Genomic DNA, 21538 nt, shown 5'->3' with positions numbered 1-21538 from the left:
AGGCACCCACCCAGCCCCCGCTCGGCGAGCAGTGCCCGGGTGTCCTGGGGGTCGTACCCGGCGTCCAAGTGCACCGTGACCTGCTTCGGCAGCGGGCGCAGCGAGCTCAACCCGGCCAGCGTGGGGGCCAGCAGCGGTGAGTCGCAGCAGTCGGCGCCGGCGACTCCCACGTGCAGCGGAGGCTTCGTGCCGCCCTTGCCGCGGTCGACCGAGCTGGGACCTGCACGCTCTCCGCCGCCGACGGCCGTCGTCGGCGCTCGGTCCCGGACCCTGGTCCTGTCCGGCGAGCACCGCGGCGCACCTTGAGGCGGCACTGGTCCAGACGGGTGAGCGCCCGAGGAAGATCACCCGTCCGGCCGATCCTGTGCTGGCTCGCGCGCCTGACCGGTCGATCGGTGGGTGTGTCCCTTCGCCGCGCGGCGCTCGTCGTCGCCACTGCGACGCTGAGCCTGGTGAGCGTGTCCGTGAGCACCACGGCAGTCGCCTCCACGACGGCCCCGCTGACCACGGCCCCCCTGACCGCGAGCCCCTCGAACGAGAGCCCGTCGGACACGAGTCCGTCGGTTCCTGCCGCGCCGAGCGCGGACACCCACGACGCAGCCCCGCCCGTTCCGACCAAGAGCCCGCTGGCAAGCTCGCGAGCCCGCCTCCTGGCACCACCCAACGGATGCCTGGTGACGGGCGACTTCGCTCGCAAGTACTCCACCCTCGGCGGACGAGCGTCCTGGCTGGGCCCCTGCCTGAGCAACGAAGGGCCGGTCAGCAAGGGCGGGACAGCTCAACCCTTCCGGGGCGGCTCGTTGTACTGGAGCCAGGTCACCGGCTCGCACACCATCTCCGGCGCCATCCGCGACCACTACGCGGGCCTGGCGTGGGAGAACTCCTCCCTCGGTTTCCCCACCACCGACGAGTTCGACGTCCGCGGTGGGCGCGGCCAGCACTTCGAGGGCGGGTCGATCTACTGGAGCCCGGCCACCGGCGCGCACGACGTCACCGGCGCGATCCGCGAGAAGTGGGCGGCCTCGGGTTGGGAGAACTCCTCCCTCGGCTACCCCCTCACCAGCCAGACGAGCCTGCCTCGCGCGGGAGGGCGGGTGCAGCACTTCCAAGGCGGGTCCGTGTACTGGACCCCGGCCACCGGCGCTCACGCGGTGGGTGGCGCCATCCAGGGCGCGTGGGCCGGCGCGGGCTACGAATGGGGCAAGCTGGGCTACCCCACCAGCGACGAGTTCGATGTGCCCGGCGGCAAACGCAGCACCTTCCAGGGCGGGTCCATCACCTGGGACGCCGCCACCGGCGCCACCACCACCACCGTCCTGCCGCGGATGGCGGTCATCGGCGACTCCATCACCTACGGTGCGTGCGGCGGGACCGCTCAAGTGGTCCCCGCCACGGTCCCCGCGGTCGGGACCGCCTGCTTCGGCTGGCCCGGCTCCACCAGCGATGAGATGCAGGCGTTCATCCAGAACCAGACCTTCCGCTCTGCCTGGCCGGGCATGTCCACTCCCCTGCCCACCGTCGACCTGCGCCGAGCCATCGCCGACAGCGACATCCTCGTCGTCGGCCTGGGCACCAACGACTCCCTGCGCGACAGGGCCCCCTTCCCCACCAGGTCCTGGCCCGCCGGGGACGTCGCACCCGCCCCCAGCGGGCACGTGCCCGTCGGCAACGGCTACTTCGACCAGAAGATCGACTACTTCATGGACCTGGCCGCTGGGAAGCCGGTCTACTGGTACAACGTCGGCTTCAACGGTACGGACCCGTCCACCAACGGCTTCTTCCGCGCCCGCAACGACCGCCTGGACGCCGCAACTCGCCGCTGGCCCAACCTGCACGTCATGGACTGGTCCGCCATCGTCAAGGCCCACCCCGAATTCATCCAGGACGAGGTCCACCCCGACGAAGCAGGTCGTTCCGCCCGTTGGGCCCTGCTGACCACCAGTGTCGGGCAGCGCTGAGGTCACCCCGCCGGCCTCCGCTGTCCCCAGGGACGAGCCCGCGGGGAACTCCCGTGCCGGTACCACCCGGTCAACCGGGCTCCCCGTCGTGATCACTCCCGTCGTCCTGCCACTCCGCGTTGAACACCCCACCGGTCAGGACGACGATGCTCGCCAGCCAGCCGAACAGGACGACCGCCAGCGCGGAACCGATGAACTCGCCGACCACCTGCAGCGCCTGACCACCACCCTGCAGGTCTGGGCTGCGCGGGCCGGCGATCTCCAGGTAGTTGCGGAAGACCGCCGCCAGCACCAGCAGACCCGCGGTCGCGAGGACGGCGCCGGGTAGGGAGTCCCGCCACCGGGTGTCGGCGTTGTGGCCGACGGTGTAGAGCCACCCCAGGAACGCGACGACCAGCACCACGAGGACGGGCCAGCGCCCGAGCGACCAGGCCGTCTCGAAACCCGGTCCGGCACCGATGCTGTCCGCGAGCCGGCGTCCCCCGCCCAGCAGCGGCCCGACGACCGCCAGGACCAGGAACGCCGCCGTCACGACGACGGCGGCCAGGGTGAACAGGAAACCCAGCGCCCACAACTCGACGACGTTGCGCCGCTCCGGGGTCCGGTAGGCGTCGCCGAGCGCGCGCACCGCGGCCCGGAACACCCGGCTGCCCAACCAGAGCGCCGCCAGGACGCTCCCGATCGCGAGGCCGAACTGCTGCTGCTGCAGCAACTGCCGCACCAGCGGGACGGCGAGGTCGTCGGCGACCCCCGGACTGAACACCGCCTCCATCGCGGAGGTGATGCTCTCCTGCATCCGGTCGACGGTCCGGTCCGCGAGCACCTCGCGCAGCACCCCGAAGCTGGCTCCCAGCATGGTGATCAACGGCAGCAGCGACACCACGAGGTAGTACCCGATCTCCGCGGCCAGCCCGGCGACGCGGACCTCCAGCGCCCGCCGCACGACCCGCAGCAGCAGGTGCGCCGGGTTCCGGCCGAGGAAGCGGACCCGTCGCCGGGTGGTCACCTCCTCCAAGGACCGCCAGGGGTCGAAGGACGTCCGCCAGGACTGCAACCGCCGCCACCGGCGGCGGACCTTCGAGGTGCTCCCCACCAGCCCTCCCCCCGCCTCAGTGCCGGATGACGTACGGCTCGACCGAGGACGCGTCGCCCAGAGCGCTCTTGCGGATCACCGAGAACGACCCGTCGGCCTGCAGGACGACCGCAGCGACCTCTTCCAACGACCCCAGACCGTTCTCCCGGGCGGCGGAGTGGATGTCGGACTCGACGAAGCGCTGACGGCGCATGGCGTCCTGCACGAACGTCCCGTCGTGGAACAGCAGCACGGGATCGGTGGACAGGGCCCGCTTGACCGTCGTCGACCGCTGACGCAGCCACGCCATGAGCCACTGCAACCCGACCAGCAGCGTGAAGACGAGCAGCGCGGAGGTCAAGGCGGTGTCCTTCGACGTCAGGACCCGTCCGAAGGCCGATCCCAGGGTCACCGTCAGCACGAAGTCGAACGGGGTCATCTTCGCCATGTTGCGGGGACCGCTGACGCGCAGGATGCCCACGAGCCACACGTAACCCAGCGTGCCGACGACGACGATCCGCACCAGCGGCTCCCAGCCGCCCCACCAGAGAGTCACACCATCCATCGCCCCACGGTGTCACGACGCCTCGTGGCCGCCCGAGGAGGCTCACACGGCGGGGAACACCTCCGTCGGTCCCGGACCGTCGCTGCCCGCGGGGTACGTCTCCAGCGGCACCTCGTCCGCCTGCCACGCCGCGATGACGGGAGCCAGGATCCGCCAGCAGTCCTCGGCCGTGTCGCCGCGGACCGACAGCAGCGGATCGCCGTCCAGGACACCGGCGAGGACTTCGCCGTAGGCGGGCAACTGCGAGTCCGCCAGGTGCGTCGTGAGGGTCGTCTCCTCCAGGTGGAAGGGGTTCCCCTGGGCGTTCACGCTCAGGTCGACGCTCACCGTGTTCGGTTTGAACCCCAGCCGCAGGCGCGTCGGCACGCACGTGCCGTCCAGGCCGGCCAGCAGGTGCGGGACCGGTTTGAAGGTGATGACGGCCTCCTTGCGCGCCCGACCGAGCGCTTTGCCCGACCGCAACCGGAACGGCACCCCGGCCCAGCGCCACGTGTCGACGTGCAGGACCACCTCGGCCAGGGTCTCCGTGCCGCGCGAGGGGTCCACCCCGTCCTCCGCGGTGTAGTCGGGCAGGTCGCGCTCGCCGATGCTCCCGGCCGTGTACCGGGCGCGGCGGCTGGCCTGCGCCGGTGACCCGGCCAACCGGGTCGCGCGCAGCACCTGGGCCTTGCGGTCGCGGAACTCCCGCTCGTCCAGGGAGGCGGGGGCGTCCATCGTCAGGACGGCCAGGACCTGCAGGAGGTGGCTCTGGACCATGTCGACCAGCGCCCCGGCCTTGTCGTAGTAGCGCGCCCTGCCCTCCAGCGCGAGGTCCTCGTCGTAGTACACGTCGACGCGCTCGACGTGCCCGGCGTTCCAGGTGGGTTCGAACAGCCGGTTGGCGAACCGGATCCCGAGCGTGCCGAGGACGGTCGAGGTGCCCAGGAAGTGGTCCACCCGGTGCACGTGCTCCTCGGGGACGAGCTGGGCGACGACCTGGTTCAGCTCGTGCGCCGACTCCTCGTCCGCACCGAAGGGCTTCTCCATGACCAGGCGGGTGCTCTCGGGCAGCTTCCGGCCCACGAGGGCCCGGCAGGCCTGCGCCGTCACCGCCGGCGGCAGCGCGAAGTAGACCGCGACCGGGGCGGTGCAGGAGTGCAGGAGGTGCAGGAGGGCGTCGGGGTCGGTGACGTCGACCCGGGCGTACCGGCTGCGGTCGCGCACGGTCTCCGCGGCGGCGGTGTCGACCTGCTCCGCGTCGGCGTGCTCGGCGTGCTCGGCGACCCCGGAGAACGCCTTGGTGACGACCTCGCGCCAGTGCTCGTCGTCCCAGTCCTCGGCGCCGGCCCCGACGAGCTGCAGCGAGGACCCGTGACCGTGGCCGGGGTCTTCCCGGCGGTCCGAGACGAGCAGGCGCGCCAGCCCCGGCAGCAGCAGCCGCGAGGCGAGGTCCCCGCTGGCCCCCAGGACCAGCAGCGTGGCGACCGGATCACCCCCCGAGTGCCCGTCGAGACGGCCCCCGGAGGCACCGTGCCCGCCGCTCTCCGTCCCCCCCGTCGCCTGGTGCTGCTCCGTCGTCCGGCCGTCGCCTCGTCCGTCCACGCGGTCACCCTGCCCGGAGCCGGGCGCGCCCGCACGGCGGACGTCGCCGAGCACCCGGGGGAACGTCCCTCAAGGCCGACCCGCGGATGCCGATGCTCACGTGCACCCCCCGGGGTGCACCCACAACACCTTCGATCCCCGTGAGGTTCCGGAACCGTGTCCGATCCGACCCGTGGCCCGTCCGCCCCCGGTGCGCGCGTGCGCGTCGGGTTGCAGGGCATCCTCACGGCGGACCGTTCCGTCGTGGCCCACGAACTGCTCTTCCGCGCCCCCGGCCGCCACGCCGCGGCCTTGACAGGCCGGGCCGAGCACGACCACGCGACCGCTCAGGTGATCACGGCGACGTTCGGGGAGTTCGGCGTCGCCGAGCTCGGGGACGGCAAACCCCTGTTCCTCAACACCACGCGCAGCTTCTTCACCGGTGAGCTGCCGCTGCCGTTCAGCCCCCAGGGCGTCGTGCTCGAACTGCTGGAGACGGTCGACGTCGACCACCGGGTCATGGACGGCGTCCGCCGGCTGAAGGACCGGGGTTTCGCGATCGCCGTCGACGACTTCGACGGTGAGCTGCACCGCGTGCCGGCCCTGCGCCTGGCCGACTACGTCAAGCTCGACCTGGAGACGAGCGGTGACCGGCTGGTCGAGCTCGTGGAGCTGGTGCGGCGGGTGAACCCGCGGGCGCAGCTCGTGGTGGAGCGCGTCGAGACCGCCGAGCAGTTCGACCGGTGCGTGGCCCTGGGCGTCGAGCTGTTCCAGGGCTACCACCTGCACCGGCCGGACGTCGTGCAGAAGCAGACGTTGGACGCCTCCCACCTCACCTGCGTGCAGCTCATCGCGGCGCTGCACGACCTGCGCACGAGCACCGAGGACGTGCTGCGGCTGCTGGCCCACGACCCCGGCCTGAGCCTGCGCATCCTCAAGACCGTCGGGTCGGCGGCGCACGCGCCCCGGCAGGGCGTCACGTCCCTGCGCCAGGCGGTCGTCCTGCTGGGACGCCGGGAACTGGCCTCCTGGGTCACCCTCGTCCTCGTGGGCGGCACGTCGACCGCGCCGGCGCGACCGGACACCCTGGGCTGGATCTTCACGCGGGCCGAGGCCTGCCGGGCCCTGGCCGCCGAGGACCCCGACGCCGGGTTCACCGTCGGGCTGCTGTCGGCGGCCGCCTCCGTCCTCGGCATCGCCCCCGCCGACCTCACGCGGGGCTGCGCCCTGGCCCCCGAGGTCGAGGACGCGCTGCTGCACCGGCGCGGGCGGCTCGGCGCGGCCATCGAGGCCGTCCTCGCGCACGAGGCGGGGACCACCGGACCGGCGGGTGAGGAGGCGCCCGCTCCCGACGCGCCCGCTCCCGGCGCACCCGACCTGTCCGGGGAGATCTACCTGGGGGCCACGCTGGCGGCCCGCGCCCGGGTCCGGTCCCTCACCACGGCCCCCGCGGGTCGCTGAGGGTCCTGCGCGGGGGCACGACGTCCCAGTGAGCGCACGTCCCGGCCGAAGGAGAGCACCAGGGCGGCCAGGGCGAGGCCCAGCACGACCGCGCCGGCTCGGGGCGGGACCGGCGGCAGGAGGGCCACGAGCAGCGCCAGGACCTGCACGACGGCCACGACCTTGCGGGAGAACCGCGGCGCCGGGGTGCGGCGCAGCGGGGCCCAGCACCAGCCCGCCACGACGTAGAGGTAGCGCATGAGGCCGATCGCCAGGACCCACGGACCCTGCGTGAGCGCGACCACCGCGGACAGGACGAGCAGGAGCGCGGCGTCCACCTCCATGTCCAGGCGGGCCCCGGCGGTGGACGCCGTGCCGGTCCGCCGGGCCACGTACCCGTCGACGCCGTCCAGGAGGAGCGCCGGCACCGCCAGGGCCAGGAGCGACCACGGCCGCGGCCCCGTCACCCCGGCGAGGGCCAGCACGGCCACCGTCGCGCACCCACCCACCAGGACCGTGCGGACCAGCGTGACGCGGTCGGCCGGCCCGCACCAGCGGTCGCGGCGCGAGGCCACGGCCACCGCGGCGCAGGCGACGAGCGCGACACCGGCGACGGCGGCCGTGCCGTGTGCGAGCAGCACCCCGAGCGAACCCGTCAGCGCGGTCACCAGCACGAGCCCCGTGCACACGACGGCGGCCAGCGCCAGCGCCAGCCCGGCGTCGCGCCGCCCGGTCCCCCTCACCCGTCCCGATCCCACGGTGGGTACACGGTGGGGCGGGCCCGCAGGTTCCCCGGCCGGTGCGGGACGAAGCCCTCAGAGGGTCCGCAACCGCCGCAGCAGGTCACCGGCGAAGTCGCCCGGAACCTCCAGCAGGACCTTCGTGCCACCGGGGTAGGTGTGCGGGAAACCCTGGTAGACGTCGCGCAGGTCGGCGATCGTCTGCCCCCGGCCCGGGCCGTCGGTGTGGTCGACGACGACGGGGACCTGCGGGGCCAGCGCCGCGGTGACGTCCCCCGTGGCGACGGCCGCGGCCAGCGGGTCGTGCAGGACGGCGCACGGCCGCCCGAAGCGCTGGGCGTAGAACGCGAAGTAAAACTCCAGCATCTGCGCGACGGCGACCGCCCCCGGCGTGCCGACGGCCAGCAGTTCCGTCCGGTGCGACTCCTCGAAGACGTGCCGCATCGTGACGTCGAGCCCGACCATCGTGAGGTCGAAACCCGCGGTGAACACCCGGTGCGCGGCGAGCGGGTCGTTGGCGACGTTCGCCTCGGCCAGGGCCGAGACGTTGCCCGGCGCCATCGCCGCTCCGCCCATGACGGTCACCCGTCCCACGAGCTCGGGCAGCCGGGGTTCCAGGTCCAGGGCGAGGGCGAGGTTGGTGAACGGGCCGATGGCCAGCAGGTGCAGTTCCCCCGGGTGGGCGCGGGCGGCCTCGACGATCGCCTCAGCACCGCTCACCCCGGTGGGCGCGGCTGCGGCCCTGGGCAGCTCGACACCACCGATCCCGTTGGGTCCGTGGACCTCCGGCGCCCCGCCGGAGTAGGGGTGGTCGAGGAAGTCGTGCGCACCCACGCTGACGGGGACGTCGGGGCGGCCCAGCAGGGCGAGCAGGTCCAGGGTGTTGCGCGCTCCCCCGGCCGCGTCCAGGTTCCCGCTCACGGTCGCCACGCCCACGAGGTCGACGTCGGGGGAGGCGACCAGCCAGCCGATCGCCATGGCGTCGTCGATCCCGGTGTCGCAGTCGAGGAAGAAGGGGGTGCTCACCGCGGCAGTCTAGGACCGGCCCCCGGGCGCGGGTGGGGCGTCCCACCCCGTCTGCGGCCGGTCGCACGTCTCGCGGAACACGTACCGCGACACCGGCAGCCGCTCCGAGCTCGTCCAGTCGATGGCCGGTCGTCGCGCCTGCTGCGGGACGTACCCGACCCGGTAGACGGCCATGAGCTCGAGGTCGTCGGGGACGTGCAGCAGTTCGGCGACGCGGTCCCAGGCCCCGGGGACCTCCATGGGGAAGCTGACGAACTGGATCCCCAGCCCGAGTTCCGTCGTCGTCAGCCACACGTTCTCCATCGCGGCGCCCATGGAGAACAGCGAGTAGAACGCGGACAGCTCCCCCGGCCGGTGCTCGGCGCGGTCGAGCATCACCCCCACGAGCAGCGGTGAACCCGCCACGAGTTCGCGGTTCTGCTCCCCCAGGCGCCGCGGGACGCGCAGGACGTTCATGGCCCACTGCCCGCGGCGGGTGAACACGCTGCGCGTGAAGGGGCGCAGCGGCGCGGGCATGCGGTCGAACAGCATGCCGGTGCGCCGTTCGCGCATCTCCTGCTCGCTGAACCGGAAGTACCGCTTGTACCGCTCGAAGAACGTGCCGTTGCCCATGGCCGTCGTCATCGAGGCCCCGCTGATGCGGGCCACCTCCTCGATGGTGGCGCGCGACTCGACCAGGACGAACCGCCAGGGCTGGCTGTTGAGCTGGGAGGGGGCCCGGGCCGCGACCTCGACGAGGGTGCGCTGGTGCTCGGGACTGACCGGGTCGGGCAAGAACGGGCCGTTGGTGGTGCGCCGGGCGGCGATGGCCTCGCGCAGTTCCATCAGGCGCCCCGCAGGGCGGCGACGTAGGCCGGGCCGGCGGTGAGGGCGATGGCGGGGTGCCAGCGCGAACGGGCGGGGACCGAGGGGATCGCCAGCAGCGGCGCGGCCACCGGCAGCAGTCGCCAGAAGGCGCCGGAGCGGCGGCGGGCGAGGTCGGCGCCGGCGGCGGCCGTGAGGGTCGCGGTGGCGACGAAGACGGCGTGGTGCACCCACCGCGCCCCGGAGGTGTCCACCACGCGGGCGGCCACGGCCGCGCCCAGGGCGCAGTTGGCCGCGTACGAGGTGGCGGCGGCCACCAGCAGCGGCGGGTGCGAGGAGGGCACGCGCCCAGTGGACCACGGCCTCCCGAGGACGACGGAGGCGCCCGTCCCCGCGGGGACGGGCGCCTCCGGGACGGGAAGCGGGTCAGCGCTGGGTGGAGGTGTCCTCCACCTCGGGGCGCGGTGCGCCGCCGGCCCCCGCCCCGGTCTCGTCCGGCCCCCGCGCCGGCTCCGGGGCCGGCCGCTTCAGGCTCAGGACGATCGCCAGGGTCAGCGAGACGACGATGACGCCGAGGCTGACGTAGGTCGGGATGTGCGGGATCGAGGGGCTGATGACCTCGTGCCCGGCCTGGAAGAACAGCTTGACCCCGATGAAGGCGAGGATGAAGGCCAGCGCCTTGCTCAGCAGGTGGAAGCGCTCCAGCAGGCCCGAGAGCATGAAGTACAGGGCGCGCAGCCCCAGGATGGCGAACGCGTTGGACGAGTAGACGATGAACGCCTCGTCGGAGACGGCCAGGACGGCCGGCACGCTGTCGACCGCGAAGATCAGGTCGGCGGCCTCGATGGCGGCGACCACCGCGAGCAGCGGGGTGCCGTAGCGCTTGCCGGCTTCCTTGATGAAGAACTTCGTGCCGTGGTACTCGTCCTTCAGCGGGACGACCCTCTTGAGCATCCGGACCCCGATGTTGGTGCCCGGGTCGATGTCGTCGTCGTCACCCTTGAGCATCTTCCACGCCGACCACAGCAGGATCGCGCCGAAGACGAAGAGGATGGCGGTGAACCGCTCGACGACGGCCACGCCGACGCCGAGGAAGATGCCGCGGAAGACCAGGGCGCCGAGGACGCCGAGGAACAGCACGCGGTGCTGGTACTCGCGGGGGACCTTGAAGTACCCGAAGATCAGCGCGAAGACGAAGAGGTTGTCCACGGACAGGCTCTTCTCGAGCAACCAGGCGGTCGTGTAGGCCGTGCCGGCCTCGGCCCCGTAGGCCCAGAAGATGATGCCGCCGAAGATCAGCGCCACCGTCACCCACACACCGCTCCAGATGGCGGCTTCCTTGAACTGGATGACGTGGGCGCCGCGGTGGCCCAGCAGGTCGATCGCCAGCATGACGACGATGACGACGCCGAGTGCCACCCAGGCCCACAAGGGGACGTTGAGGTCCAGACCCACTGCGTGCTCCTGGAGGTCGAGGATCGGTGGGCGGCGGTTGCCGCCCACCTCCATGGTGACTGCCGGGACCGGGCAGTGCCCTGTCGAAGACGTGACGACTTCCGGGACGATGCTTGCCGAGTCCCGGCAAAGCGGGCTCCGGAAGGGCTCAGGGCGGCGCCGCGGGCCAGCCGAGGGCGCGGGCGGCGAGCACGGCGGCCTGCACCCCGAAGCGCTGCTCGGGGCGCGTGGGGTCGACACCGGTGAGGTCGCGCACCCGGGCCAGGCGGTAGGTGACGGCGCGCACCGACAGGTGCAGCCGGCGGGCGGCCTCGGTCGCGTTGCCGCCGGTGGCCAGGTAGACCTCCAGCGTCCGCAGGAAGGGCTCGACGCCGCCGCGCACGCCGCGCAGCTGTCCCAGGGTGGACTCGACGAGGTCGGTGGCGACGTCGCGGTCGCGCAGCAGCACCTCGTAGACGAGCAGGTCGGCCGCGTCGGCGACGGGGTCGGTGACGCCGAGGCGGTCACCCAGCGCGAGGGCGCGGCGGGCCTGCTCGTAGGAGCCGACCACACCGCCCGCCCCGGGTCCGGGCCGTCCCACCCCGGCCCGCCAGCCGGTGCGCCGCGGGCTGCCGAGCACGTCGCGCAGCCGGTCCAGGACCTCGGTGACGGCGGCGCGGTCGGGAGCGGCGAAGACGAGGACCAGCGCGCCGTCCTTCGTCGCCACCAGGGCGTCGGCGTCGGCCTGGGTCCCCTGCAGCCGCCGCTCGATCGCGGCGACCTGCGCCGTGCCGTCGGTGAAGGGCGTGGCGGCGCGCACGACGCAGACGGCGTGGGGGCCGGTGAGGTCCAGGCCGTGGCGCGGGGCCCGGCGCAGCAGCCCGGGCAGGTCGGAGGTGCCGGCGAGCAGGTCGTCGACGAACTCGCGACGGTCGGACTCCTCGCGGCGCACGAGCTGGCGGCGGGCGATCTGGTAGCCCTCGGTCAAGGCGGCGACGGCGTCGTCGGTCGCACGCAGGACGACCTCCCCCGCGGTCACGACCCCCGCGGGGTCCTCGGCGGCGTCGCGCACCGGCGGCAGGGACCGCCACAGCCGCCAGGCCGCCGACAGGTACAGGTCGAGCAGGGCGCGCAGCGCGACCCCCGAGGCCGCGGCGTCCTCCCCCACGGCCCGGTAGCGGGCCGTGCGCGCCGTCGACAGGCGCCGGCCGGAGACGACGGCGCGCCAGACGGCGTCGAGGAAGTCCCCCAGCAACGCCGGGTCGATGCCCCCGGCGTCCTGCGCGGCGTCGTGGGCGACCGCGTCCAGGCGGGTGCCGTCGGGGCGCGCGGGGTCGGGTTCGGGCACCGCCGGATGATGCCACCCGCCCTCGACGGGTGAGACGGAACGTGACCACTGGTGAGCCGTGCGGTACGTGATGCTCCTCACATCGACCGTCCACACCTTCGTGTCGGGCCTCCCGGTGCCGAGGTAGCGGAGGGTAGGGTCCGGCGAGGACGTCCCCACAGGACCTCCACCGGACCCGACCGCACCGTCCCTCCGCGTGCCCCCCGCGCGTCACCGACAGCCGATCCGGGCTAACGCCCCCGACCGCTCTGGATGTGCACGACGTGCTCTCCCCCACGGCCCGCACCACCGCTCGACCCACCCGCCTGCGCGCGGCGCTGCTCCTGGCGGCGACCGCCGCCGGGACCCTGACCTCCGGGGTGGTCGTCCCGGCCGCCGGTGCGGCCCCCCTGCCCACCGCCCCCGCCGTCGCCCCCGCCGCCGTGCGCGCCGAGGAGCCCCCCACGCAGGCCCAGGTCGACGAGGCTCGCCGGAAGGCCGCCGAGTCCGCCGCCCAGCTCACGCAGGCGCAGGCCGACCTCGCCGCCGCCCAGGGCCGTCTGGACGCCCTGGCCCGGGAGGCCAGCACCGCGCTGGAGGCGTACCAGCAGGCGATGGAGGCCCAGTGGGCCGCCCAGAACGAGGAGGTCCTGCAGCGCCAGCGCCTGGCCGAGGCCGAGGCGGCCCTGGAGCAGGGCCGCCAGGACCTGGGCCAGTGGGCCTCCCAGACCTACCGGGGCGGGGCCTCCCTGGAGCAGTACTCCGGGCTCGTCTCGGTGCTCAAGAGCGGCGCCACCGACGACACCGCCAGCGCGGTGGCCTCGGCCAAGCGCATCGGGGACGGGCGCACCAGCGCCGTCGAGGCGTTCGAAGAGGCTCAGCGGGTCCAGGCCGACGCCACCACCCGCGCCGCCGACGCCGCCGCCGAGGCGGTCCGCCAGGCAGGGATCGCCGTCGCCGCCAAGCAGCAGGCCGACGACCTCCTCGCCCAGCAGCGCAGCCAGGTCGAGGCCCTCGCCGTCCTGCAGTCCGCGGCCGCCGGCACCGCCACCTCCGACTCCGCCCGCGCCGACGGGCTCGCCGCCGACCTCGCCGCCAACCTCGCCGCCGCCCAGGCCCAGGCGGCGGCGGCCGCGGCCGCGGCCACCGCCGGCGGCTACACCGCCGTCGGTGACTGCGAGACCGGCGTCAACCTCTCCGGGTTCGCCAACGGCCTCATCCCGCGCAACGCCCTGTGCCCGCTCGCCAGCGCGCCGCGCCACGTCCTGCGCTCGGACGCGGCCAACGCCTTCGCCGCCCTGAACCAGGCCTACGCCTCCCAGTTCGGGACGAACATCGCCATCACCGACTCCTACCGCACCCTCGCCGAGCAGATCGACGTCAAGGCCCGCAAGCCCACGCTCGCCGCGCGACCCGGCACCAGCCGGCACGGCCTGGGCATCGCGGTCGACCTCGGCGGCGGGATCCAGAACGCCACCTCGGCCCAGCACCTGTGGATGGACCGCAACGCCGCGCTCTACGGCTGGATCAACCCGGCCTGGGCGCAGAACCGCGGTGGGCAGTTCGAGCCCTGGCACTGGGAGTTCACGGGCTGATGGTCCCCCGGCCGCCGGCCCGGCACGCGTTCTGCGCGTGGGACGGGCCGATCGCGATGGCCCACCGCGGGTTCTCCGCCACCGGCCCGGCCCGGGGCCTGGAGAACACGCTGCCGGCCTTCGCGGCCGCCGTCGAGCTCGGGTACACCTACCTCGAGACCGACGTGCGGGCCACGGCCGACGGGGTGCTCGTCGCCTTCCACGACGAGCACCTCGACCGCGTCACCGACGGTCGCGGCGACCTGTCCGACCTCACCTGGGAGCAGGTGCGGCACCTGCGCGTCGCCGGGCGCGAGGCCGTCCCGCGCCTGGAGGACGTCCTGGGCACCTTCCCCGGCGCCCGCTTCAACCTCGACGTCAAGACGCGGGCCGCGGTCGCCGGGCTCGGCGAGGTGCTGCGCCGCACCCGCGCCCACGGCCGGGTCCTGGTCACCGCCTTCGCCGACCGGCGCCGGCGCGCCGCCCTCGCCGCCGCCGGCGGCGGCGAGGCCACCTCGGCCGCCTCGACCGGCACCGCGCTGGCGCTGGCCGGCAACGCCCTGCACCTGCCCGCCCTGGCCCGTCACGCCCTGGCCGGGGTCGACGCCGTCCAGGTGCCCGTGCGGCACGGCGGCCTTGAGGTGGTCTCGGCCCGCTTCGTCGACACCGTCCACCGCGCCGGGGCCCAGGTGCACGTCTGGACCGTCGACGACGCCGGCCAGATCGGCGCGCTGCTCGACCTCGGCGTCGACGGGATCATCACCGACCGCGCCGACGTGCTCAAGGACGTCCTCCTCGCCCGGGGCCGGTGGCACGCTTGATCCCGTGGTGAGCCCCCGATGAACGCGGTGGACCCGACCCTGCTGCGGGCGCGCCGGTCCTGGTACGTCTACGACTGGGCGAACTCCGCCTTCGTCACGACCACGCAGACCGTCCTGTTCTCCCCCTACCTCACCGTCCTGGCCCGCCGCGCCGCCTGCCCCGACCAGCCCACCGGGTGCACGCGCGACCTGTCCGTCCTCGGGCTGCCCGTCGCCCCCGGCTCACTGGCCCTGTACACGATCACCGTCGCCACGCTGCTGTCCGCGGTGCTGCTGCCCTTCGTCGGCGCCCTCGCCGACCGCACCCCGCACCGGCACCGGCTGCTCGGCGGCTTCGCCTGGGTCGGTGCCACCGCGGCCACCGCGATGGTGGCCATGGGCGGGGACCGCTGGTGGCTCGGCGTCCTGCTCGCCCTCGTCGCCGTCGTCAGCCTGACCTGCTCCCTGGTCGTCAACGACGCCCTGCTCTGCGACGTCTCGGCCCCCGAGGAGCGCGACGCGGTGTCCTCGCGCGGGTGGGCCGCCGGCTACCTCGGCGGGTTCACGCTGCTCGCCCTGAACCTGCTCGTCGTCTCCAGCCCCGCCACCTTCGGGCTCACCGACGAGTGGGCCGTGCGCGTCTCCCTCGCCTCGGCCGGCCTGTGGTGGGGGCTGTTCACCGTCGTCCCCGTCCTCGGCCTGCGCCGGCTGCCACCGCGCCCCGTGCTCGACCTCGCCCAGACCCCCGACCAGACCCCCGACCAGACCCCCGCGCAGGCCCGCTCGCTCACCGCACCGTTCCGCCAGCTCCTGACCACGCTGCGGGGGCTGCGCCACCACCCGCAGGTCCTGCGGTTCCTGCTGGCCTACCTGATCTTCAACGACGGCATCCAGACCGTCATCGCGGCCTCCAGCGTCTACGGCCAGGAGCAGCTGGGCTTCAGCTCGGCGCAACTGCTGACCACCGTGCTGCTCGTGCAGGCCGTCGCCTTCGCCGGAGCTCTCCTCTTCGGCCGGATCGCCGGGCGCCTCGGCGCCCAGCGCACGATCCTCGGCGGTCTCGGGCTGTGGATCGTCGTCGTCCTGGGTGCCTTCGGCGTGCCGCGCGGGGCGTTCAGCACCTGGCTGGCGCTCGCCGTCCTCATCGGTCTCGTGCTCGGGGGGACGCAGGCGCTGTCGCGCTCCCTGTTCAGCCGGCTGGTGCCGCGGGGGGCCGAAGCCGAGTACTTCAGTCTCTACCAGGCGGGGGAACGCGGGACGAGCTGGCTCGGCACGCTCGTCTTCGGTCTGGTCGCGCAGCTGAGCGGGTCCTACCGGCCCGCCCTCGTGGCCCTGCTGGCCTTCTTCGTCGTCGGTGCGGTCCTGCTCACCCGGGTGGACGTCGCCGCCGGGGTTCAGCAGGCACAGCGGGGTGCAGATCCAGTACGTTGAGTGACGCCCTCCTGTACGGGCTCGGTCCCGACGCGCACACGACCTCCACATCCCGGTCGTGGTGGTCGCGGGAACAGCCGGGGTGGGCACCGCGTTCAACCAACGAGTCCCCTTCACCCCCTCGGATCCCCGGGGGCCGCCGTACGGAGGGGACGGTGGGGAGGTCACATGAGCGAGCGCAACCTACGAGGGTCCCGTCTCGGAGGCGCCAGCCTCGAGAGCGAAGCCGGCGTCGAGCCGGCCGAGCGCCAGCAGGTCACGTACCACTGCCCGAACGGTCACACCGTCGTGGTGCCCATGTCGCTGGAGGCCGACGTGCCTCCGCTGTGGGAGTGCCGTTGCGGCGCCGAGGCGCTGCGGTCCGACACCGACGCCCCGGAGAAGAAGGCCGGCAAGCCGGCCCGCACGCACTGGGACATGCTCCTGGAGCGGCGTTCCATCGCCGACCTCGAGGTGCTGCTGGACGAGAGGCTCGAACTGCTCCGCAGCCGCGAGCTCATCAAGCGCAGCGCCTGAGCGGCGCACCGCGAAGGCCGGCCCACCCGCACGGGTGGGCCGGCCTTCGTCGTGACCCCGGGCTCAGCGACCCAGCTCGCGCGGGTCCTCCACGACCTCACCGTCCACCACGTCGTCCACCGGGTCACCGCCCACCACGTCACCGTCGACGACGCGGCCGGGGACGGTGCCCCCGGCCTCGCGCACGGCACGCTCGACCCGCCGCCGGACCGTGCGGACGAACAGGCGCTGCAGCAGCCGCCGGGTGGCCGGCACCAGGCACAGCAGACCCAGCACGTCGCTGAGCAGCCCGGGGACCACGAGCAGCACCCCACCGAGACCGGTGAGGACCGCGTCACCGACCACGCCCGGCTCCTGGCCGGGCACCGGCGCACCGAAGGGCACGGACGCCGTCTGGCGGAACGCCCCCAGGGCCCGCCGGCCGGCGCGACGCAGCACCAGCAGCCCACCGAACGTCTCGGCCAGCAGCAGGACCAGCACCCACCCGCCGCCGACGACGTGGCCGAGCTGGACGAGCAGCCACACCTCCAGCACGACGAGCAGGACCAGCGCCAGCGGGATCCAGGTTGTCCAGCGACGCCTCGGCGCCCGGGGCCCGCTCACGCGGTCGGCACCGGGTCGGCCGACCGCGCCGGCACCGGCCGCCCACCACGGGGTCGGCGACGATCCCCGGACCGCGCGGTGAGCAGCAGGAGCAGCGCCAGACCGGTCAGGACCAGCTCCGGGGCGTCCCCGACGCGGGTCGCGATCGTCCGGGCCGAGCGCAGGGGGACCTCACCGGTGAGCACGTCCGTGGTGAACAGCGAGGACTCCTCGTGGGCCACGCCGTCGGGGCTGATGATCGCGCTCACGCCGACGGTCGAGATCTGCACGACGGCCCGCCCCGACTCCACCGCCCGCAGGCGCGACATCGCCAGCTGCTGCACGGCCTCGTCGGAGTAGCCGAACGTCGCGTTGTTGGTCTGCACGACGAGGAACTGGGCGCCGGCGCGGACGGAGTCGCGCACGGTGTCGTCGAAGGCCACCTCGAAGCAGATGACGTCACCGACGGGGACCCCGCCCATCCGCAGCAGCCCGACGTGGTCGCCGTGGGCGAAGTCGCGGGAGATCAGGTCGACCTTGTCGCTGAACACGCGGAAGAAGGACCGGTACGGCATGTACTCGCCGAACGGGGCGGGCCGCTGCTTGACGTAGTGCCGCGCGTCGTCGTCGCGGGCACCGGCCAGCCCGTCCTCGGGCGTGACGACCAGCCCGGTGTTGGAGACGTAGCGGCCCGGCCCGTCCAGGACCGCGCCGACGAGCAGCGGGGCGCCGACGTCGCGGGCGGCCCGCTCGATGACGGCGGCCGCGTCGGGGTTCTCGTAAGGGTCGATGTCGCTGGAGTTCTCCGGCCACAGCACCACGTCCGGCTGCCGGGCGGTACCGGCCTCGACCGCGCGAGCCAGCGCCTCGGTCGCGCGGGCGTGGTTGTCCAGGACGGCGCGGCGCTCGGCGTTGAACTCCAGCCCGGCCTCGGGGACGTTGCCCTGCACCGCGGCGACGGAGCTCGTCCCGTCCTGCGCGGCCGTGGGCCGCGGGACGAGCGCCCCCGAGGCCGCGACGGCGACGGCCGCCACCGCGAACAGGACCGCGGGCCGAAGCCGCGGCACCCCGCGCGCAGCGCCCGCAGGTGCCGGCAGCCGCAGGAGCGCCAGGACCGCCGAGGCGAGCAGGGCCCCGGACAGCGCCACCCCGAACGTCACGGCCGGGGAACCGCCGAGGGCGGCCAGCCCCAGCGTCGGGGCGTCGGCCTGGGAGAAGGCGAGCCGGCCCCACGGGAACCCCTCGAACGGGAACCGGGCGCGGGCGGCCTCCAGGGCGACCCACCCGGTCGCCACGGCCAGCGGCGCGAGGCGCCAGCGGGCGCGCTGCAGACGCGGCAGGACCGCGCCGAGGACGGCGTAGAAGAGCGCGCAGGCGACGGTGAGGGCCGACCACGGCAGGAGACCGACGTAGGTGCCGCTCCAGGACAGGTGCGGGAACATGAACGCCAGGCCGAACAGGAGACCGGCGGCGAAACCCCGCCGGGCCCGGACGCGGTGGGTGGCCAGCGCCAGCAGGGTCACGGCGAGGACGGCGGTGAACCACCACCCCTGCCGCGAGACCGCTCCCGGGAACGCCGCCCAGGCGGCGACCCCGCCGAAGACGGCCAGGAGCAGGCTGAGCGGCAGCCGCAGCGGGGCTGGGTCGACCGGGCGGGGAGACACCACGAGAGGGTAACCGCCACCGTCGGCCGCTGGTTCCCCACCGCACGAGCCAGCACGACCCGGCGGCGGACGGTGGTCAGGGGCCGAGTCCACGCACCCGTCGGGCCGTCGCGCTCCCCGTCGGCCACGAGGAGCGCGCCGTTGTCTAAGGGCGCGCGGACTCGACCACGTCCACACCGGCTGGACGAGCGGCCCGGTCGTCGTCGCAGGTGGTGCGGCTGCGACGACGGCGGGACGGGGGTCTGGCCGGTCGTGTTGCTCGTGGACTGCACATCGAAGCTACTCCGTCGCCGCCTCGTGTCAACCAGCCCGTGACCTGCGCGAACGCCCATCGGGGCAGGTCACAGCCGGGTCACGGGAGGTGGTTCCCGTCGACGTTCACGGCGTGTCGCCCGGCGTGTCGGGCCGCGCGTCGGACCAGGGGGCGTCGTGGACGACGACGCCGTCGACGACGGTCCGCCGGCACACCGGCTCGGGGGCCCCCGGGGACAGGTCGGGCAGTCCCGGGGTGCCCGAGCGGGCGTCGGTGCTCCACCCCGACAACCGCCGGTCCGGCGCCTGCACGAGCAGGTCCTGCACGTCCCACACCACGTACGTGGCGGGGGCGCCGGGGCGCAGCACCCCGGGGTGGCCGCGGCCCGCGAGCCGGTGCCCACCGCGGGTGTGGGCCAAGAACGCGGCCCGCACCGAGACGGCGTGCTCCTCGCGGGCCGGGAACCCCGCGGCCCGCACCGCCGCCCACGGCGCGAACGGCGTCACGGGGGTGTCGGACCCGAACGCCAACGGCACCCCGGCGGCGGCGAACGCCGCGAGGTCCTGGACGTGCTGCTCGCGCTCCCCCAGCCGCTGCGCGTAGACCCCGCCCGGGCCGCCCCACGTGGCCCCGAACGCCGGCTGGGCGCTGACCGCCGTGCCGAGGCGGGCGAGGGCCCGCACGTGGCCGGGGTCGGCGACGACGGCGTGCTCGACCCGGTGCCCCGCCGAGGCGAGGGCGGGGACGCCGAGGTCGGCCGCGACCGCCTCCAGCGCGTCCACGACGACGTCGAGGGCGGCGTCACCGATGGCGTGGAACGCGGCGTGCACGCCCGCCAGGGTGCACGCGTGGAGGTGGTCGGCCACGGCCGTGGCGTCCAGGTGCAGCGCGCCGCGCGAGCCGGGGGCGTCGGCGTAGTCCGCGCGCAGGGCCGCGGTGCGCGATCCGAGGGCCCCGTCGACGGTGAGGTCACCACCGAGCCCGGCGAGCTCGGCGCCCTCCCGGGCCGCAGCGCCCAGGACAGCTCGGGCCTGCTCGGCGGAGGTGACGCGTTCGGCGAGGTACCCCACGACGTGCGGCAGGGCTTCGGTCGCGGCGAGGCGCTGCAGGGCGGTGAGGTCACCGGGCGGTGCGAGCCAGCGACCCGACATCTCGTGCACGGTGCCGATGCCTGCGGCGGCGGCGGCGTGCAGGGCGCTGCGCCGGGCCCGGTCGGCGGCACCGGGGGTCAGCGCCGCCCAGCGGGCGTCGAGGGCGGCGTGGTGGGCGGCGGCGCGCACCCAGCCGTCCTCGTCCCAGCCGGGCAGGTCGCGCAGTCCGGCCGCGTCGGTGAGGGGGGAGCTGACGAGGGCGCTGTGCCCGTCGACGCGGGACAGGACGACGGGGGTGCCGGGAGCGGCGCGGTCCAGCTCGGCCCGCGTGGGCACCGGGGCCCCGCCCCAGCGCGACTCGTCCCAGCCGAACCCCGCCAGCAGCTCCCCGGGCACCGCGCGCGCGGCGACGGCGTCCAGCAGTTCGCGCGGGCCGGTGACCCCGTGCAGGTCCAGCCCCGTGTGCCGCAGACCGGTCTCGGTGAGGTGGACGTGGGCGTCGACGAAGGCGGGGGTGATGAGCCGGCCCTCGAGCTCGACGACCTCGTCCCCCTCGCGGGTCCAGGCTGCGGCGGCCTCGTCCGGTCCCACCCACGCCACGGTCGCGCCCTCGACGAGCATCGCCGTCGCGAACGGGTCGGCCGGGGAGTACACCGCCCCGCCCCGGTAGAGACGACGAGCCGGGCGGGCAGCAGAACGGTCCACGTCGGGCAGCGTAGGAGCCGCCCGACGTGGACCGTCGGTCAGGTGCCTCAGGCGGCGGCCGGCGCCTCGCCGGTCGTCCCCCCGGTCATCGCACCCGCCCCGGGCATCTCCGTGACGGTGGCCGGGTCCGGAGCCGCCACGTCGACCGTCGAGCCCCAGTCGAAGAAGTCCATCTGGACGTTCAGCGTGGAGCCCTCGACGGTGACCTCCTCGGTCATGCGGACCGGGCGGTCCTGGTCGTCGACGTAGAGGGTGAAGGGGATGGAGCCCACCTGCGCGGCGGCTTCCTTCGCCTCCTGCGTCTGCTGCTCGGCGGGCAGCTGCTCGATCGCCTTCGCGGCGTCGATGGTGCCGGAGTACCCCTTGGCCTGGACGCCGCGGACGTCCTGCGCCGGCAGCTCCCGAACGTCCTCGGCCACGGCCTGCAGCTGCTGGAGCTGCTGGGTCGGGTCCATCGCGGCGGTGTCCACGCCGGCGGCGCCCATCTGGTCCAGCGGCACCTGCACCCACTGGCCCTCGGCCGTCAGCGGGGCGCCGGACAGGTACGCCGTGCCGTCGACGAGGCGCATGGTCAGCTCGGTCCCGCCGGCCTGCGCGGGCAGGGTCATCGTCATCTCGACGGCGCCCTGGGCCGAGTCGAAGGACCCCTCGGCCGAGACGTCCCCGACGGAGGCCGCCTCGCCGGTGCCGGACATCGTCAGCGCGAACTTCGCGCTCCCGGCTTCCTCGGAGTTGCGCGCCGAGGCCTTGACCGCCTCGAACGCGGTGAGCTGGGTGGCGGGCGAGGAGGCCGCCGTGCCCTGCGACGGGGTGCCGGAGGCGGAGTCGTCGCCGCCACCGCAGGCCCCCAGGCCGAGCGCGAGGACGACCGCACCGCCGGCCGCCAGCGTCCCGATGCGGCGCCGGCGCCGCGAGGTCGGGCGAGTGGTCGAGTGCGTGGTCATGGTGTTCCCCCTGGTCGAGCCGTTGATGTGCGGGACTACTGTCACAGTCTGC

The 21538-nt window shown here is 74.5% G+C and carries 19 protein-coding genes; 6 read left to right on the top strand and 13 right to left on the bottom strand.

The window, feature by feature from the left end; all coding sequences use genetic code 11:
• Nucleotides 1-674: 674 nt before the first annotated feature.
• The gene (locus tag AB2L28_RS13105; RefSeq protein ID WP_370719403.1) at nt 675-1958 is read left to right on the top strand and encodes a GDSL-type esterase/lipase family protein; all 1284 of its coding nucleotides are present in this window, start codon (nt 675-677) and stop codon (nt 1956-1958) included.
• Nucleotides 1959-2028: 70 nt separating this feature from the next.
• Here the strand turns inward: AB2L28_RS13105 and AB2L28_RS13100 are convergent, their stop codons facing one another.
• The 3 genes from AB2L28_RS13100 to AB2L28_RS13090 are packed head-to-tail and all read right to left on the bottom strand — an operon-like array spanning nt 2029 to nt 5176.
• Entirely contained in the window at nt 2029-3051 is a 1023-nt protein-coding gene (locus AB2L28_RS13100) for a YihY/virulence factor BrkB family protein (RefSeq protein WP_370719402.1), read from the bottom strand.
• A 16-nt stretch (nt 3052-3067) separates the two neighbouring features.
• Nucleotides 3068-3595 carry a DUF421 domain-containing protein gene (locus AB2L28_RS13095; protein WP_370719401.1) on the bottom strand — a complete coding sequence of 176 codons (528 nt, stop codon included), beginning with the start codon at nt 3593-3595 and terminating at the stop codon, nt 3068-3070.
• Between the two features lie 42 nt (nt 3596-3637).
• On the bottom strand, nt 3638-5176 hold the full coding sequence (locus tag AB2L28_RS13090; protein ID WP_370719400.1) for a glucose-6-phosphate dehydrogenase: 1539 nt from the start codon (nt 5174-5176) through the stop codon (nt 3638-3640).
• Nucleotides 5177-5332: 156 nt separating this feature from the next.
• Here AB2L28_RS13090 and AB2L28_RS13085 point away from each other — a divergent pair, with 156 nt between their 5' ends.
• Complete coding sequence (locus AB2L28_RS13085) at nt 5333-6616, top strand: EAL and HDOD domain-containing protein (RefSeq protein WP_370719399.1); 1284 nt, start codon at nt 5333-5335, stop codon at nt 6614-6616.
• On the opposite strand, the gene AB2L28_RS13080 is transcribed toward AB2L28_RS13085, so the two are convergent.
• The 6 genes from AB2L28_RS13080 to AB2L28_RS13055 form a co-directional block, all read right to left on the bottom strand.
• The gene (locus tag AB2L28_RS13080; RefSeq protein ID WP_370719398.1) at nt 6547-7338 is read right to left on the bottom strand and encodes a CDP-alcohol phosphatidyltransferase family protein; all 792 of its coding nucleotides are present in this window, start codon (nt 7336-7338) and stop codon (nt 6547-6549) included. The genes AB2L28_RS13085 and AB2L28_RS13080 overlap by 70 nt on opposite strands.
• Before the next feature lie 72 nt (nt 7339-7410).
• Nucleotides 7411-8361 (bottom strand): nucleoside hydrolase, encoded by a 951-nt coding sequence (locus AB2L28_RS13075; protein ID WP_370719397.1) that lies wholly within the window; start codon nt 8359-8361, stop codon nt 7411-7413.
• A 9-nt stretch (nt 8362-8370) separates the two neighbouring features.
• Nucleotides 8371-9186 (bottom strand): nitroreductase family protein, encoded by an 816-nt coding sequence (locus AB2L28_RS13070; protein ID WP_370719396.1) that lies wholly within the window; start codon nt 9184-9186, stop codon nt 8371-8373.
• The gene (locus AB2L28_RS13065) at nt 9186-9509 is read right to left on the bottom strand and encodes a hypothetical protein (protein ID WP_370719395.1); all 324 of its coding nucleotides are present in this window, start codon (nt 9507-9509) and stop codon (nt 9186-9188) included. The genes AB2L28_RS13070 and AB2L28_RS13065 overlap by 1 nt, the downstream gene beginning before the upstream one ends.
• Nucleotides 9510-9591: 82 nt before the next feature.
• On the bottom strand, nt 9592-10557 hold the full coding sequence (locus AB2L28_RS13060; RefSeq protein WP_370719456.1) for a TerC family protein: 966 nt from the start codon (nt 10555-10557) through the stop codon (nt 9592-9594).
• Nucleotides 10558-10768: 211 nt separating this feature from the next.
• The gene (locus tag AB2L28_RS13055; RefSeq protein WP_370719394.1) at nt 10769-11947 is read right to left on the bottom strand and encodes a PucR family transcriptional regulator; all 1179 of its coding nucleotides are present in this window, start codon (nt 11945-11947) and stop codon (nt 10769-10771) included.
• 263 nt (nt 11948-12210) lie between these two features.
• Between AB2L28_RS13055 and AB2L28_RS13050 the strand changes: the two genes are divergently transcribed.
• From AB2L28_RS13050 to AB2L28_RS13035, 4 genes are all read left to right on the top strand, one after another.
• On the top strand, nt 12211-13521 hold the full coding sequence (locus AB2L28_RS13050) for a D-alanyl-D-alanine carboxypeptidase family protein (RefSeq protein WP_370719393.1): 1311 nt from the start codon (nt 12211-12213) through the stop codon (nt 13519-13521).
• On the top strand, nt 13521-14321 hold the full coding sequence (locus AB2L28_RS13045) for a glycerophosphodiester phosphodiesterase family protein (protein ID WP_370719392.1): 801 nt from the start codon (nt 13521-13523) through the stop codon (nt 14319-14321). Before AB2L28_RS13050 ends, AB2L28_RS13045 begins: the two co-directional genes overlap by 1 nt.
• An 18-nt stretch (nt 14322-14339) precedes the next feature.
• Nucleotides 14340-15731, top strand: a complete 1392-nt coding sequence (locus tag AB2L28_RS13040; RefSeq protein ID WP_370719391.1) for an MFS transporter — start codon at nt 14340-14342, stop codon at nt 15729-15731.
• A 168-nt stretch (nt 15732-15899) separates the two neighbouring features.
• Nucleotides 15900-16247, top strand: coding sequence for an RNA polymerase-binding protein RbpA (locus AB2L28_RS13035; RefSeq protein ID WP_370719390.1), 348 nt, complete (start codon nt 15900-15902; stop codon nt 16245-16247).
• A gap of 63 nt (nt 16248-16310) precedes the next feature.
• Here AB2L28_RS13035 and AB2L28_RS13030 read toward each other — a convergent pair whose 3' ends face one another.
• From AB2L28_RS13030 to AB2L28_RS13015, 4 genes are all read right to left on the bottom strand, one after another.
• Entirely contained in the window at nt 16311-16850 is a 540-nt protein-coding gene (locus tag AB2L28_RS13030) for an FxsA family protein (protein ID WP_370719389.1), read from the bottom strand.
• Nucleotides 16847-18493 carry an apolipoprotein N-acyltransferase gene (lnt, locus tag AB2L28_RS13025; protein ID WP_370719388.1) on the bottom strand — a complete coding sequence of 549 codons (1647 nt, stop codon included), beginning with the start codon at nt 18491-18493 and terminating at the stop codon, nt 16847-16849. Before lnt ends, AB2L28_RS13030 begins: the two co-directional genes overlap by 4 nt.
• A 378-nt stretch (nt 18494-18871) precedes the next feature.
• A complete protein-coding gene (locus AB2L28_RS13020; RefSeq protein ID WP_370719455.1) occupies nt 18872-20458 on the bottom strand; it encodes an amidohydrolase in 1587 nt (528 codons plus the stop codon).
• Between the two features lie 131 nt (nt 20459-20589).
• On the bottom strand, nt 20590-21486 hold the full coding sequence (locus tag AB2L28_RS13015) for an SCO4651 family lipoprotein (protein WP_370719387.1): 897 nt from the start codon (nt 21484-21486) through the stop codon (nt 20590-20592).
• Nucleotides 21487-21538 lie beyond the last annotated feature (52 nt).

This window comes from Kineococcus mangrovi, assembly GCF_041320705.1.
Taxonomy (GTDB): Bacteria; Actinomycetota; Actinomycetes; order Actinomycetales; family Kineococcaceae; genus Kineococcus; species Kineococcus mangrovi.
The sequence above is the reverse complement of the archived record's forward strand: the minus strand, read 5'-3'. Positions and strand labels throughout refer to the sequence as shown.

Bases quoted from the DNA above. Each gene is read 5' to 3' on its own strand.
- AB2L28_RS13040 (WP_370719391.1), top strand. From the start codon at position 14,340: ATGAACGCGGTGGACCCGACCCTGCTGCGGGCGCGCCGGTCCTGGTAC.
- AB2L28_RS13060 (WP_370719456.1), bottom strand. From the start codon at position 10,557: ATGCTGGCGATCGACCTGCTGGGCCACCGCGGCGCCCACGTCATCCAG.
- AB2L28_RS13015 (WP_370719387.1), bottom strand. From the start codon at position 21,486: ATGACCACGCACTCGACCACTCGCCCGACCTCGCGGCGCCGGCGCCGC.
- AB2L28_RS13070 (WP_370719396.1), bottom strand. From the start codon at position 9,186: ATGGAACTGCGCGAGGCCATCGCCGCCCGGCGCACCACCAACGGCCCG.
- AB2L28_RS13020 (WP_370719455.1), bottom strand. From the start codon at position 20,458: ATGCTCGTCGAGGGCGCGACCGTGGCGTGGGTGGGACCGGACGAGGCC.
- AB2L28_RS13035 (WP_370719390.1), top strand. From the start codon at position 15,900: ATGAGCGAGCGCAACCTACGAGGGTCCCGTCTCGGAGGCGCCAGCCTC.
- AB2L28_RS13095 (WP_370719401.1), bottom strand. From the start codon at position 3,595: ATGGATGGTGTGACTCTCTGGTGGGGCGGCTGGGAGCCGCTGGTGCGG.
- AB2L28_RS13045 (WP_370719392.1), top strand. From the start codon at position 13,521: ATGGTCCCCCGGCCGCCGGCCCGGCACGCGTTCTGCGCGTGGGACGGG.